At 64.1% G+C, this 14,290-nt stretch carries 13 protein-coding genes and 2 tRNA genes; 3 read left to right on the top strand and 12 right to left on the bottom strand.

The features are described from left to right. The coding region (locus ACLPJJ_RS12000) for a recombinase family protein (RefSeq protein WP_443591206.1) at positions 1-1,643 on the top strand (1,643 nt) is incomplete at its 5' end. A 217-nt stretch (positions 1,644-1,860) separates the two neighbouring features. Here ACLPJJ_RS12000 and ACLPJJ_RS11995 read toward each other — a convergent pair. After that, positions 1,861-1,947, bottom strand: a tRNA-Leu gene (locus ACLPJJ_RS11995). Between the two features lie 52 nt (positions 1,948-1,999). After that, positions 2,000-3,310 carry a tyrosine-type recombinase/integrase gene (locus tag ACLPJJ_RS11990; protein WP_443591205.1) on the bottom strand — a complete coding sequence of 437 codons (1,311 nt, stop codon included), beginning with the start codon at positions 3,308-3,310 and terminating at the stop codon, positions 2,000-2,002. 272 nt (positions 3,311-3,582) lie between these two features. On the opposite strand from ACLPJJ_RS11990, the gene ACLPJJ_RS11985 reads away from it, so the two are divergent. Then, a tRNA-Asn gene (locus tag ACLPJJ_RS11985) sits at positions 3,583-3,658 on the top strand. Between the two features lie 158 nt (positions 3,659-3,816). On the opposite strand, the gene ACLPJJ_RS11980 is transcribed toward ACLPJJ_RS11985, so the two are convergent. The 10 genes from ACLPJJ_RS11980 to dxr form a co-directional block, all read right to left on the bottom strand. Next, complete coding sequence (locus ACLPJJ_RS11980) at positions 3,817-5,025, bottom strand: sulfotransferase family protein (protein ID WP_443591204.1); 1,209 nt, start codon at positions 5,023-5,025, stop codon at positions 3,817-3,819. 1 nt (position 5,026) lies between these two features. Continuing rightward, positions 5,027-5,425, bottom strand: a complete 399-nt coding sequence (gene gloA, locus ACLPJJ_RS11975) for a lactoylglutathione lyase (protein WP_443591203.1) — start codon at positions 5,423-5,425, stop codon at positions 5,027-5,029. Between the two features lie 26 nt (positions 5,426-5,451). Then, positions 5,452-6,270 (bottom strand): LpxI family protein, encoded by an 819-nt coding sequence (locus tag ACLPJJ_RS11970; protein WP_443591202.1) that lies wholly within the window; start codon positions 6,268-6,270, stop codon positions 5,452-5,454. Further along, the gene (lpxA, locus tag ACLPJJ_RS11965; protein ID WP_443591201.1) at positions 6,271-7,086 is read right to left on the bottom strand and encodes an acyl-ACP--UDP-N-acetylglucosamine O-acyltransferase; all 816 of its coding nucleotides are present in this window, start codon (positions 7,084-7,086) and stop codon (positions 6,271-6,273) included. Between the two features lie 121 nt (positions 7,087-7,207). Then, positions 7,208-7,699: a 3-hydroxyacyl-ACP dehydratase FabZ gene (gene fabZ, locus ACLPJJ_RS11960; protein ID WP_443591200.1), complete on the bottom strand. Its 492-nt coding sequence runs from the start codon at positions 7,697-7,699 to the stop codon at positions 7,208-7,210. Between the two features lie 3 nt (positions 7,700-7,702). After that, positions 7,703-8,752: a UDP-3-O-(3-hydroxymyristoyl)glucosamine N-acyltransferase gene (gene lpxD, locus ACLPJJ_RS11955; RefSeq protein WP_443591199.1), complete on the bottom strand. Its 1,050-nt coding sequence runs from the start codon at positions 8,750-8,752 to the stop codon at positions 7,703-7,705. A 9-nt stretch (positions 8,753-8,761) separates the two neighbouring features. Next, positions 8,762-9,532 (bottom strand): OmpH family outer membrane protein, encoded by a 771-nt coding sequence (locus ACLPJJ_RS11950; protein ID WP_443591198.1) that lies wholly within the window; start codon positions 9,530-9,532, stop codon positions 8,762-8,764. A gap of 24 nt (positions 9,533-9,556) precedes the next feature. Continuing rightward, positions 9,557-11,932, bottom strand: a complete 2,376-nt coding sequence (bamA, locus tag ACLPJJ_RS11945; protein ID WP_443591197.1) for an outer membrane protein assembly factor BamA — start codon at positions 11,930-11,932, stop codon at positions 9,557-9,559. A 115-nt stretch (positions 11,933-12,047) separates the two neighbouring features. Beyond that, positions 12,048-13,127: an RIP metalloprotease RseP gene (rseP, locus tag ACLPJJ_RS11940; protein ID WP_443591196.1), complete on the bottom strand. Its 1,080-nt coding sequence runs from the start codon at positions 13,125-13,127 to the stop codon at positions 12,048-12,050. A 4-nt stretch (positions 13,128-13,131) separates the two neighbouring features. Beyond that, complete coding sequence (gene dxr, locus ACLPJJ_RS11935; RefSeq protein WP_443591195.1) at positions 13,132-14,130, bottom strand: 1-deoxy-D-xylulose-5-phosphate reductoisomerase; 999 nt, start codon at positions 14,128-14,130, stop codon at positions 13,132-13,134. Between dxr and ACLPJJ_RS11930 the strand changes: the two genes are divergently transcribed. Beyond that, a partial coding sequence (locus ACLPJJ_RS11930; protein WP_443591194.1) for a POTRA domain-containing protein occupies positions 14,075-14,290 on the top strand: 216 nt, incomplete at its 3' end. The genes dxr and ACLPJJ_RS11930 overlap by 56 nt on opposite strands.

The following is a 14,290-nucleotide window of genomic DNA, read 5'->3' as shown; positions in this document are numbered from 1 at the left end:
CCTCGATTGACGACCAGTCCGAGGTCTGCCGCCGCTATATCGAGCGCCAGGGCTGGACGCTGGTCGACACCTACGCTGATCCGGCGACCAGTGGCTCCAGCGCCTTCCGGCCCGGCTTCCAGCGGCTGCGCGCCGACGTCGGCGCCCCGCGCATCGATGTCGTGGTGACGGAAGCCATCGACCGGCTCAGCCGCAACCTCGGCGACATCGCCAAACTGTTCGACGAGCTGACCTTCAACAACGTGCAGATCCTCACCACCGGTTTTGGCCTGGTCACGCAGATGCATGTCGGCATCATGGGCATGATGGGGCAGATGCAGCTCGCCGACATCCGGGAGAAGACGCGCCGCGGCATGGCGGGACGCGTGCGCGAAGGCAAGATTCCGAGCGGCCTTGCCTATGGCTACGCCGTGGTCCCGCCCCCGCTTGGCGCCCAAGATGCCGGTGAGCGCAGGATCAACCCAGCCGAGGCGACGGTGGTCGAGCGGATCTTCCGGGATTACGCCGCCGGCATGGCGCCACGGCAGATCGCGGCCGCCCTGAATGACGAAGCCATTCCGGGCCCGGGCGGCCGGCCTTGGGGCGACACCACCATCCGCGGCCAGGTGGACCGCGGCACCGGCATCCTGAACAACACCTTATATATCGGCCAGCTGACCTGGAACGCCTGCAGCTACGTGAAGAACCCCGCCACCGGCAAACGGACAGCGCGGGTCAATCCGGTCGAGCAGCACGAGATCACGGCGGTGCCCGAGCTGCGGATCATCGACGACGAGCTCTGGCACCAGGCGAAGGCCAGGCAAAACGAAGTGCGCACGGAGATGGGCAAGGATGCCACCGGCAATCCGCTCAACCGCGCGCACCGGAGCAAGTTCCTGCTCAGCGGCTTGTTGAAGTGTGGCTGCTGTGGTGCCGGCTATGCCGTGGTGGCCAAGGATCGCTACGGTTGCGCCATTTATCGCTCCAAAGGCACCTGCAGCAACAATATCTCGATCACCCGTCAGATCGTGGAGGCGCGTGTCCTCGCCGGGTTGCAGGGACGGCTGCTGACGCCGGAGCTGGTCGCCACCTTTGTCACCACCTTCCAGCAGGAACTCGCCCGGCTGCACCGCGAGTCCGGGCAGACGCAGGCGCGGCTGAAAGACCAGCTGGCCGCGGTGGAGCGCAAACTCGAGGGCGTGCTGCGTGCCATTGAGGATGGTGCCTGGAATGATGCCCTCAAAACCCGGCTCAACGAATTGGAGGCACAACAGGCTGCATTGCGGCAGCAATTGCAGACAGCCGCCAGCCCTGCCCCAGTCGTGCGCCTGCACCCGAACGCCGCGACGCTTTACGCGGCCAAAGTAGCCGAGCTGCAGACGGCCTTGGATCAGCCGGACATCCGCATTGAGGCGATGGATGTGCTGCGCACGCTGATCGAGCGGATCGTGCTGACGCCGGACGAGACCGCCCCGAACGGCCTGGCGATCGAGCTGTTCGGCGATCTGGCGACGATCCTGAATTTGGCGTCGTCAACGGGCCGGATGCCGGGCAAATCTGCTGCGCTTGGCGCAAAGAAAAACCCTCAAGAAGCTGGCGCCGCTGAGGGTTTACTGTCGGTGGTTGCGGGGGCCAGATTTGAACTGACGACCTTCAGGTTATGAGCCTGACGAGCTACCCGGCAAAGCGCTCCTCAGCCCTTATACCACCTTATATACCGGCATTGGCCGACTAATACTCATTAAAAATCAGACGTGTTTGTTCTTTTCCTCTCATTGAGGCCCTTCGGCCATTGGGCGCGCCGGCTTCCGGCGCGCCTCTTAAGCGGCCGTCCGGCCGCTCCTATGGAGGAACCTTAAACTCTCGAGATGCTCATAAAATTGGTGCGGGCGGTCGGAATCGAACCGACACTCTGTTGCCAGAACCGGATTTTGAGTCCGGCGCGTCTACCAGTTCCACCACGCCCGCGGATGGGATTTCTATACCGACGCCTTTGTCGTCTGCCAAGACGACCCCGCCATCAAGTCTCGATCCCTTTCGTAGTCTCCCGCCCGAATTTAGAAAACCCCACACCAGTCCCGCGTTTGAAACTGCTGCCAGATCCTCGGCCACGGCGGACGTTCACAGACGACGCATCGATCATGTGCTTGATATGGGCAGCATAGTGCTTTTCGATCATTTCCACGCTCGTCCGGCAGTTTTTCGCCACTTGGTAGATATCAGCCCCCTCCATCAGCCGCATGGAAATATAAGTATGCCTGAGGCTGTAGAACGTTCGTGGATTATCCTCCCGATCTTCCTTCAAATCCAATTCATCAAGAATTCTGTTCCATAGCTCACGGTGCTTGAAGGGAAAAAGCAGGTCGGTCGGCTCCGGCATCCTGTCTTCAGATGAAGCCTTTCTATCCTCTTTTGCGGTACCTCGAATCCGGCGCCCTATAGACTCCACCGGCCTGAACCTCTGCCTCAATCGCTCAAACGGAAGGACGGCGCCGGGCATGCTTTTGCAGTAGCCAACACCACGCTTCCCCCGAACGCTAATTTCCAAAATGGTCTCCTTCGTTGCGGAATCCTTGACGATTTCAACATCACGGAACTCCAGCTGCCACGCCTCGTCGGGGCGAAGACCGGTATTGACCATGAACAGCACAAAATCATGCATTTGCTCGCAGGCCCATCGCCAGCGCGGATTCGGTGGGTTGACGACACGCTCCCTGGTCGCTGTGTACAGCCGCTTATATTCCTCGGGCGACAACCACGCTCGATGGGAAACTTTTCCTGACCCCTTATAGGGGGCGGAAAGGTCGGGGACATTGTCGATCCAGCCATGGCGTTGGGCCGCCTTCAGCACAAGCCGCAGAGTCACCATCTCCTGGTGCATCGTCGTGCGGGACGGCCGCTTGGGCTCGCCCGTTTTGGCATTTTTCCGCGAGGTGGCCCGGTGCATCCGGTATTCCTGGACCAAGCCAGGCGTTATCTCGGAGAGCACCTTTTCGCCGAAGAATGGCTCCAAATGGACCCTAAGCCTATTCCAATGGTCTTTTACATATTTGGCGTTCCGCTCGCCGGCGATGAGTGCCTCGTACTCTTTTCGGAATTGGGCGGCAGCGAATTTGAATGTCTTGCCTGACTTTAACTCGCCTGCACGGAGCTTACCCTTAAGGCCAAGATACCAGTCCTCAGCGAAATCTTTAGCTTGGGCGAGGCTCTCTTCCTTCGTGCTGACCAGAAAATGCCGCCCCTCAAGAAAGGCAGCGCACTGCCAGAAGCGGCTTCGGTCACGCCTGTAGACGTGAAGCTTCCCACCCAACAGCTCGTGATGTGCCGTCATGATGACACCTTCCGCCTGAAGCCTTTCGCGTGTGCAAAAGTGTGTAAGAAGTGTGCAGTGAGATTTCTATGGTAGAATTTACCATAAGTTATTGAATTTATAGTGGAAAATCTGTGAAATCCTGGTTAAGAACCGGATTTTGAGTCCGGCGCGTCTACCAGTTCCACCACGCCCGCTGACGGGTTCAGTGTGTAGGGGCGCCGCGCAGCGAAATCAACCGGGGTGGGCTTGCGTGCATCTTCGGCATTGGGTATAGCCCCGGGACCAACCGTTCCCGAATAGCTCAGTTGGTAGAGCAAGCGACTGTTAATCGCTCGGTCGTAGGTTCGAGTCCTACTTCGGGAGCCATCTTTCCTTTTAAATTCATAGACTTAGCGGCACGGACGCCTTGCAAAGGGCTTGCTGCCGTCAATCTGGCGCAGCCTCGCATGGCCACGCCGGACATGGCCTGAAGCCATGCCCGCAGCGCGCCAGAACCGGGTGCCGGTGTCAGGCCAGAAGGATAGTTATCGGGGCGCCTGGCAATATTGCTGCACATATGGCGCGAACGCCGCCTGCAGCGCCGGCCGGCTGAGCTTGAAATTCTCCAGCAGGTAGGGGGCATGCTTGCCATAGCCGCCGCGGGGCCGGGCTTCGCAGTGCCGGGACATGGCGGCCAGCGAGTCGCTGCCCAGCTTCATGTCGAAATGCGCGTAGATTCGCGCGATGGCCGCCAGCGGCGCCGCCACCAGATCTTCGTAGTGCAGGTGGAATTTGCGCTCAGGCGGCACATCCGCGCGCTGGTCGAAGGCCAGCAGCAGATTCGCGCCCTGGGTCCAGCGCGCCGCCACCTGCGCGCCGATCTCGCCGGCATCGATATTGTTCAGGAACGGCCGGCGAAGCACCTCGGTCAGATGCGCGACGGAGCCGAGCACGGCGATCGGGTCACGGTGCACGATGACGAATCGGGCATCCGGGTAGATCTTCAGGATCGAATCCAGGGTGAAGGTGTGGTCCGGGCATTTGAGCACCCAGCGCCCTGGCGTGCCGTTCTGCAGAAACTGCAAGAACAGCTTGTGGAAGCGGAAGGCATCGTCATGCCCCTGCGCCTCCAGCCAGTTGAAATAGGAGGGCACGCGATGCGTCGAATCGAAGCGCAGGCTCTGGAACACGTGCGAGGTGATCTCGCTGCATTCCTGCGGGCTATCCGCGGTGATCGGGTGCATTTCCCGGAAGCCCGGCGCCAGACCGGCGAAGAGTTGCAACTGCTGGTCCACCGCGCGCGCGCTCTTGTCCTTGGCCGGGTCGAAACCCGCCGGGCGCGGGGCCGGAAACATGGTCTGCCAGTTGCGCGGCACCAGGCTGTCGGCATCCTCGGCCATCAGGCTGTGCATGAAGGTCGTGCCGGACCGCGGCAGGCCGAGAATGAACAGCGGCCCCGAGACCGGGGCGGCGCCCAGCGCCGGGTTGGCGCGGTGAGCGTCCTCGATCATCTGCGCGTTCTTGAGCAGGCGGATCGTATCCCAGTGCAGCGAAACTTTGCCGAACAGGCAGAGATCCGACTCCACCCCTATGGACGCCATCAGCTGCTCCAGCCCTTCCCGCGACGCGGCGGAGGGCGTGGCGCGGGCCGCCGCGATCAGCGCCTCAGGCTTGGTCAGCGAGAGCCAGGACGAGGGAACAACCTTGTCGGCCAGTGCAAACGCTCCGGCAATGAGCTTAACGAAAGCGACCATGCTACTTGGGCCTGCGCTCGATCAGCTCAATCTTGTAGCCATCCGGGTCTTCGATGAAGGCGATGACCGTCGTGCCGAACTTCACCGGGCCGGGCTCGCGGGTGATTTTCGCCCCGGCGGCGCGCAGCTTCTCGCAGGTGGCGTGAATATCGGGCACGCCGAGCGCCAGATGTCCGAAGGCCGTTCCCAACTCGTATCGATCGACCCCATAATTGTAAGTGAGTTCGAGCACGGTATGGCTGTCCTCGCTGCCATAACCGAGGAACACGAGCGTGTACTTGCCCTCCGGCACATCAGTCCGGCGCAACTCCCTCATGCCGAGCAGCTTCGTGTAGAATGCGATGCTCCGGTCCAGATCCCCCACACGCAGCATGGTGTGCAGGTACGAAAATTCGCTCATAGATCAGCCCCCTTGCCGTATCCCCATTAAGGACGAACGCCGAGAAGAAAAACCCCCTCTTGGTCTGCCGCCGTAATGGTTAACATTTTCTCAGCTAAAATCGTACTGCCAGCTTCGAAGGCAATACCGCGCAGCCCCGCTTCCCGCGCATGGCGAATCGTGGCGGGGCCTATGGTCGGCAGGTCTGCCCGGCGCTCCTGCCCCGGCTTGGCGAGCTTTACCAGCACGCCTGCGGGGCCCGGCCGCGTCACGGCTGGTATGCGGGAAAGCATGGCGTCCGTGCCTTCCACGGTCTCCACCGCGAGCACGATCCCCTGCTGCACCACGCAGGCCTGGCCGATATCGGCGGCGCCGATGATCTTCAGCACCTCCGTGCCGCGGGTGATGTCGGCCATGGCGGCAGCGTCCGGCGCGGCCTTGGTCAGCAGCCCTTCCGGCGCCAGAACGTCGCTCATGATCTCATGGGCGCCGAGGATGCGGAATCCATCCTCGGACAACACCCGCACGATGGCGGCGAGCAGCCCGTCATCGCCCAGAAACGCGGCCCTGCCGACTCGGGCGAGCAGCTTCGCCCCCTCGGCATCCGGGCGCAGAGCGAGGAAGGAGGGCCGCTTCACCGGCCCGATCATGACGAGGTCGGCGCAGCCCTCGTCGCGAAAGGCGCGGACCATGGCGCCGATCGCCCCCAGCCGGAAGAATTTGTGCGGGAACGGACGCAGCACCTCGATCTCGGCGAAGCCCTCGATCCCGGCGATGAAGACCGATCGGCCAGCGGCCCGCGCCGCAGCGGCGACCTGCCCCGGCAAGGGCCCGCCGCCGGCGATGATTCCGAGCGCTGTGGTCACTTAAGCCTCATCATCCCCCGCCCCGGCGACATTGGTGAGAATGCCGTGCTTCGAGGGGGTGGCAATGAAGGCGAGGATTTCCTGGACATACGGCTCGTTGGCGTAGGTCTCGCGCGCCTGGGCGACGCGATCGGCAAACACGCCAGGACCGATGAACAGGAATTTGTACGCGGCGTTGACGGCGTGCAGTTGGGCCTTGTCCAGCCCGCGGCGGCGCAGGCCGATCAGGTTCAGCCCCAGCAGCTCGGCGCGGGTGCCGAACACGCGGGCATAGGGGATGACATCGCGCGTCACGCCGGTGAGACCGCCGATCATGGCGCCGGTGCCGATACGCACGAATTGCAGTGCCGCGGCATTGCCGCCGATCACCGCGCGCGGGCCGATCTCGACATGCCCGCCCAGTGCCACATTGTTGGAGATGATGACGCCATCGCCCACATCGCAATCATGCGCGACATGGACGGTCGCCATCAGCAGGCAGTCGGCGCCGATTTTTGTGATGCCGGTGCCGGTGACAGTGCCTCGATGAATAGAGCCATGCTCGCGGATCTGGGTGCGCGGGCCGATCACCGTCTCGGTGTCCTCGCCCTTGTACTTCAGGTCCTGCGGTTCCAGCCCCACCGTGCAGAAGGGAAACAGCTTCACCCCTGCCCCCAGCCGCGTGCGGCCATTGACGGCAACATGCGAGACCAGGGTGACGCCATCCTCCAGCACCGCCTTGGGGCCGATTGTGCAGAACGGGCCGATGCTCACGCCCTGCCCCAACTCCGCCCCGCGTGCGATGATGGCGGTGGGGTGGATTTCAGTCTGCGCCATGTCGTGCATTGCCTCCGCCCGGCTCTATTAGTCGTCTGCCCCCGCTCTACGCGGCAGGGGCAGACGGGCCAAGTCAATCATTGTTACCGGATGTTTCTCCGGAAGCCTTTGATTGTAAAATTTAAACCGGCTTCACCTGATCCATGATCATGGCCGTGATGGAGGCTTCCGCCACCACCGCGCCATCTACGCGGGCGACTCCGGTGAAGCGCCAGACTTGGCCGCGGCGGCGGTCCTTGGTCAGGGTCAGGCGCAGCGTGTCACCCGGGGTGACCGGCTTGCGGAACTTCGCGTTCTCGATGGACATGAAATACACCACCGGAATCCCGGCCTCCGGCCCGAGGGTGGAGATCACCAGCCCCGCCGCCGTCTGCGCCATGCTCTCGATAATCAACACGCCGGGCATCACCGGGTGGCCGGGGAAATGCCCCTGGAAGAACGGCTCGTTCATCGACACGTTTTTGATGCCGATCGCGGAATGATCCTTTCGCACGTCCACGATCCGATCCACCAGGAGGAACGGATAGCGATGTGGAATCATCGTCAGGATCTGCTTGGTCTCGATCAGCGGCACATCCACAGGTGGAAGCTGGTCCTGGGTTACGTCGGTCATCATTCAGTTCCCTGTCTTCGGTCCTTTACGCGCATTCTGCGCCAGTTTTCGCAAGGTGAGCACCTCGCGGAAGAAAGCCTTGGCGTTCTGCGCCGGGGCGCCGAGCACCTCCTCGCCCGCCGGCACGTCCTGCATCACACCCGACTGCGCGCCGATCCGCGCGCCAGCGCCGATGTTCAGGTGCCCGGTAAGGCCTGCCTGCGCCGCGATCATCACGCCAGGGCCGATTTGCGTGGAGCCGGAAACACCGGCCTGCGCCACGATCACCGCGTTGGCGCCGATATTCACGTTATGGCCAATCTGCACAAGGTTATCGATATGCACGCCCGGGCCGATCACCGTGTCCTGGGCGGAGCCGCGGTCGATGGTGGTGTTGGCGCCGATCTCGGCACCGTCGCCGATGAGCACGCGGCCAAGCTGCGGCACCGGGGTAAAGCCGGTCTTGGAGATGGCGAAGCCGAACCCGTCCTGCCCGACGCGGGCGCCGGGGTAGAGCACCACGCGATTTCCCAGGATGGCGTGCGAGACTGTGGCCTGCGGGTGGATGCGGCAATTTTTGCCAATGACCACCCCGGGGCCGACATAGGCCAGCGCGCCGATGCTGGTGCCGGCGCCGATTTCCGCGCCCGCGGCAACCACCGCGCCGGGGCCAATCTCAGCGCTCGGGTCGATGACCGCCGAGGGATCGATAATGGCGGCGGGATGGCGCCCTGCCGCAGCCTCGGGGAACGGGTGGAACAGCGCCGAGATTTTCGCCCAGCCGACATAGGGCTCGGAGGTAACGAGGGCCTCGCAGCCCTCGGGCACGCTGCCGGCGAAATCGGGGTGCAGGATCACCGCCCCCGCCTTGGTGGCGGACAGCAGATCGGCATAGCGGCGGTTGTCGAGGAAGCTGACATCCTCCGGCCCCGCGCTTTGCAGCGGCGCCACGCCGTGGATCAGCCGCTCGGGCGCCGTGGTTTGCGTGCCCAGCAGCGCCGCGATCTGGCCGAGGCTGTGCGGTCCGGTGCGCCGGAAGAAGCGGGCGTCACCGGGTTTGGCGGTCTCCTGCATCTATCCGCCTTACTGGCCGAGGCCCTGCCCGTCGCCGTCCTGGTCAGGCGGGTTCACGGCCATGTCGGGGGTGACAACGGAGGGCGGCACCTTCACGCTGGGAAGCAGCTTGTTCAGCTCCGCCGCCGCTTCGTCGGTAATGTCGAAGGCGGCGACGTTCAGCGCCACCTGCTCGCGATGCAAGATCAGGTTCATGCCGTGGGCCTGGGCCTCCTGGCGGATGATGGCGATCAGCTCAGCCTCGATCTGCCCAAGCGCCTCCTGGCCGGAATTCTGGATGGCCTGGTTCTTCTCCTGGAACTTGGTCTGCGTCGCGGCGATCTCATCGCGAAGCGCCTGCTCCTTGGCTTCGAGCTGGGCATCAGAGATCTTGCCGCGCTGCGCCAGGATGGCCTGCTGCTCGGCTTCGATCTTGCCGCGGGCGGCCTGCGCCTCCTGGCCGAGTTCGGCCTGGCGCTTCTGGATTTCCGCCTGCACGCCCTGGGCGGCGGTGGATTTCTGCATCACTTCCGGCACGGAGAGCACACCGATGACGGCGGTCGGCGGCGCGGGTTCGGGCGGCAGGGCCGGCAGGTTGGGCACCTGCGGCTGCTGCGGTTGCGCGGCCTGTTCTTGGGCTTGCGGCTTCGGCGCGGGCGCCGGGGCGGCAGGCGCGGCAGCCGGGGCGGTCTGCTGCGCGCTGGGCGGGATGAAATAGCCGGAGGACTGGGCTTGCGCGGCAGGCGCGAAGCCGAAGGTCAGGAACGGCAGAACGAAGGAGTAGCGGGAGAAGCGTGACACTGAGACACCTCGTAGCAAAGAGAATTAGAACTGCGTGCCGAACGAAATACGGAATTGCTGGGTCTGGTCACCCCGCTCCTTTTTGAACGGGTCGGCCAGGGAGAGATTGATCAGGCCGAACGGCGTGTTCCAGGACACGCCGGCACCGGCGGACATGCGCGGGGACTTGCTGTCGCGTAGCGTGGCGGTGCCGATGGTGTTCGCGCCCCAGAGCGAACCGGCATCGACAAAAGCGAAGCCGGAAATGCCGAGATCCGGGGAAACCGGCAGCGGGAAATGCATTTCCGCCGAGGCCGTCCACATGTGCCGGCCGCCAATCTGGCCACCGGAGCTGGTCTGCGTGCCGCTGGAGTTATACTGCGGCTCGGCATACGGGCCGATGCCACCATCGGCGAAGCCGCGCAGACTGTCGCCGCCTACGAAGAAGCGGTCCTCGATCTTGTCGTTATAACCCCCAATATTGATGAGATCGCCGCCGGTGGCCGAGAGTTTCAGCACCCAGGCCTTGTTGCCGAGCAAACGCTCGAACGGAATGTAATAGGCGATATCCGGGCTCAGGCGGACATATTTCGCGCTGCCGCCAAGGCCGGCGACATCGGTGGTCAGGTTGATCAGCAGGCCCGAGGTCGGGTGCTGGTCATCATCCACATAGTCGAAGGACAGCGTCTGGCTGACCTGCGACAGCGTACTCTTGCCCGCCTCATTTTGAATATAGATGTTCGAGCTGCTCGCCGTCGGGATGTCGTAGATATCGCGCTGGCTGATCGTGTACGTGAAGTTCTGCCGCACGTAATCGTTGAAGCGGTAGCCAAGGCGGACATCGGCGCCGATAGTGCTCTCCGAGTAGGAGTAGGACTGCCCGGACGAGGTGTAGGAGTTGGTCACCGTCCGGAAAATATCCGTGCCGGCGATCAGGTTGCGGTCAAGGAAGTACGGGTCGGTAACGCCGATATTGATCTGCGTGCCGCGCTGGGCGATCAGGCCGTTGACTGATGCGTTAACGCCGGTGCCGAGGAAATTGTTCTGGCTGAGGCCGGTATTGAGCAGCGCGCCAAGGCTGGTGGAGTAGCCGCCGCCCAGCGAGAACTGGCCAGTGGCCTGCTCGGTGACATGCGTGTTCAGCACCACCTGCTGCGGCGTGGAGCCGGGGCTGGTGGTCAGCTTCTCGTCCTTGAAGAAGCCGAGATCCTTCAGGTGCTTGGTCGAGTCGTCGATCTTGGTCTGGTTGTAGGCATCGCCTTCGGCCACGGTCAGCTCGCGGCGGATGACTTTGTCCTCGGTACGGGTGTTGCCGGTGACGTCGATGCGCTGGATGTACACGCGCGGGCCGTTGATGACATTGAGCGTGATCGCCAGCGTCTTGGTGTCGGGGTCGGTCTGCACCTGCGGGTTGACCTGGGCGAAGGCGTAGCCGAGGTCCAGCGCGCGCTTGTTCACCGCGTCGATGCCGTCCTGCAGCGCGTCACCGTCGAACCAGTCCCCGGCCGAAAGCGGCACCAGCCCGCGCAGCGCCTTGCTGGAGAGCGTGCGGATGCTGGAATTGATGGTGATCGAGCTGATCTTGTAGCGCGGCCCTTCATAGAGGACATAGGTCAGGTAGAAGGATTTGCGGTCCGGGCTCAGATTCGCGTTGGCGCTGAGGATCTGGAAGTCCGCATAGCCCTTGTGCAGGTAGAATTTGTGCAGGAGGTACTGGTCGTACTCAACGCGGTCGGAACTGTACTCGTCCGCGCTGGAGAGAAAGCGCCACCAGGCGGATTCACGGGTGGAGACCACGTCCTTCAGCGCACCCTGGCTGAAATGGTTGTTCCCGATGAAGGTGATGCGGCTGACGTCGTTCTGTGTGCCGTCGGTGCAGTTGAACACCACGTTCACGCGATTGTCCGGCAGCTCGATGATCTTCGGGGTGACGGTGGCGTTGTAATAGCCCTTCTTGGCGTACAGGCCGAGGATAGCCTGCCGGTCCGCCTCGGCCGCCTCGGCAGTGAACACCGAGCGGGGCTTCAGGCTGATCGCGGCCTGGGCGTCTTTGTCCTCGACCGTCTTGTTGCCGGAGAACAGCACCTGGTCGACCGTCGGGTTCTCGGCCACGTCCACGTCCAGGTTGTTGCCGTCGCGGGTGATGTTCACCGACTTGAACAACCCGGTGGCGTACAGGGTCTTCAGCGACTGATTGATGCGCTGCGGGTCGAACGGGTCGCCCACCTGCACCACCATGTAGGCAATGATGGTCGAGGTATCGATGCGGTGATTGCCGGAGACGTTGATGGCCTGGATGACCCCGCCGGCAGGCACGGCCGCGGGTGCCTCCTGCGCCCGCGCCGCACAATTCGGGCTCGGCGCCAGCAGGGCCGGCAGCAGGCAAACGGACGCCAGAAGGACGGAGCGCGGCTTAAGCAATCGATATCTCCCAAACCAATTTAAAGCCCGGCGCGCCGGGAATCTTCTGTATCGGGCGTTTGGCACGCGAAACGCCTCCGGGCAAGGTGCGGCAAGGCTCCTGCCGCGCCTTTCCCTACAGTAAATGCGTGATCCAGGAGACCGCCCCGAGCCGCGTCAGGTCGTTGAATGTGACGAACAGAATTAGCGTGAGCAGCACGGCGGCGCCGAAGCGCAGTGCCCCTTCCCGCACCGCCGCCGGAAGCGGGCGGCGCAGCACCGCCTCCACCGCGTAGGAGAGCAGATGGCCGCCATCGAGCACCGGAATCGGGAGCAGGTTCACCAGCCCGAGGTTGATGGAAATGATCGCGACGAGGTTGACGAAGGTGACGAAGCCGAGCGCCGCTGCCTCGCCGGTGATCTGGACGATGCCCAGCGGCCCCGCGAGCTCCTTCAACCCCTGATGGTGCACCACCAGTTGCCCGAGCACGACGAACCAGCCGCGGATCTGGGACACTGTCTCCTGGGCACCGGCGGCGATGGCCGCGGGCGGGCTGTAGCGTTGCAGCACCGACTGCTTGCCCACCACGCCGAGGCGCCCGGCCGTCTCGCCATTCGCCGAGACCGAACCGAGCTGCACCGGCTCGGTAAACACGGTCTCACCGCGTTTGATGGTGAAATCCAGCACCGTGTCCGGATGCGCCGAGACGATCTCCTGCAACTGGCTGAAATCCTGGATCGCCGCGCCGCCAATCGCCAGCACCTGGTCGCCGGATTGCAGATGCGCAGCCGCGGCGGGGGAGTTGGGCAGGATATCGGACAGCACCGGCTGAGTGACGACCCGCCCGGCGGCCATGTACAGCCCCGAGAACAGCACGAAGGCCAGCAGTAGATTCGCCAGCGGCCCGGCGGCAACGATGAGCGCGCGGGACGCCAGCGAAGCACTGGAGAAGGAGCCCGGCGTTTTCACCGCCGCATCCTCCGATTCGCCCCAGCCCTGCATCTTCACATAGCCGCCGAGAGGCAGGGCGCAGATCTGCCACACCGTGCCGGATTTGGCCGTCCGCTTGGCCAGCGCCGGGCCGAAGCCGATGGAGAACACCTCCACCGTCACCCCTTGGCTGCGCGCGGCCAGGTAATGCCCCAGCTCGTGCACGAAGATCAGCACACCGATATCAACGGCGAAGGCGAGCCCCGTGCGCAGCGCGTCCCACATCGGCTCAGGCAGCCTTGGCGTTGGTCAAGGCCGTGGCGGCGGCGCGGGCGGCGGCATCCAGCGCCAGCACGGCGGCAAGATCATCCACAGGCGGCGCGCCGAGCTTGGCCATCACCGTCTCGACGATGCGGGCGATGTCCAGGAACCCGATCTGGCGGTCGAGGAAGGCGGCCACGGCGATCTCATTGGCCGCGTTCAGCACCGTCGGCGCGCCATGCCCGGCCGTCAGCGCCTCGCGCGCGAGGCGCAGCGCAGGGAAGCGCACCTCGTCCGGGGCATGAAATTCGAGCTTGGCCGCGGCCACCAGGTCCAGCCGCGGGGACTGGGTGGCGATGCGCGACGGCCAAGCCAGGGCATGGGCGATGGGCACGCGCATATCCGGCGAGCCGAGCTGCGCCAGCACCGAGCCATCGGCGTAATAGACCATGCCGTGGACGATCGACTGCGGATGCACGAGGACATCGATCTGCCCGGAGGGAAGATCGAAAAGTCTTGCAGCCTCAATAACTTCCAGGCCCTTGTTGAACATGGTCGCGCTGTCGATGGAAATCTTCGCGCCCATCGACCAGACCGGGTGGCGCAAAGCCGCCTCGCGGGTGATGCCGCGCATCTCCTCCAGCGAGTGGTTGCGGAACGGCCCGCCCGACGCGGTGAGCACGATCTTGTCGATGGCCTTGGTGTTGCCATCGGCCATGGCCTGCATGATGGCGTTATGTTCGGAATCGACCGGCAGCAGCGTCGCCTCCGCCTCCGCCACGGCGCGCAGGAACACATCGCCGGCGGAGACCAGTGCCTCCTTGTTGGCGAAGGCGATGGTGCCGCCATGCTTCACCGCCGCCAGCGTCGGCTCGAGCCCCGCCACGCCGGTGATCGCGGACATCGTCCAGTCCACCGGCCGCGCCGCCGCGTCCAGCACCGCCTCGCGCCCGGCGGCGCAGGCAAGCCCGGTGCCGCCCAGCGCCTCCCGCAGCTCGCCCAGCAGCGTCAAGATCGTCTCCGGCATCCGCACCCTGAACGTCAAGAGCCTGCGGGGCCTGGTGCCGTTCTCGAAGGGCGACTGGTTCGACGGCGATGCGCTGCAGGAGGCCGTGACCGCGCTCAACAACCGCGCGCTCAACCTCGGTTACGCCTTTGCCCAGGTGAACCCGGACGTCCAGACCGAC

The organism is Acidocella sp. (genome assembly GCF_052326845.1).
In the GTDB taxonomy this organism is placed as follows: Bacteria; Pseudomonadota; Alphaproteobacteria; order Acetobacterales; family Acetobacteraceae; genus Acidocella.
Note: the sequence above shows the minus strand (reverse complement) of the source record. Positions and strands in the feature narration are given on the sequence as shown.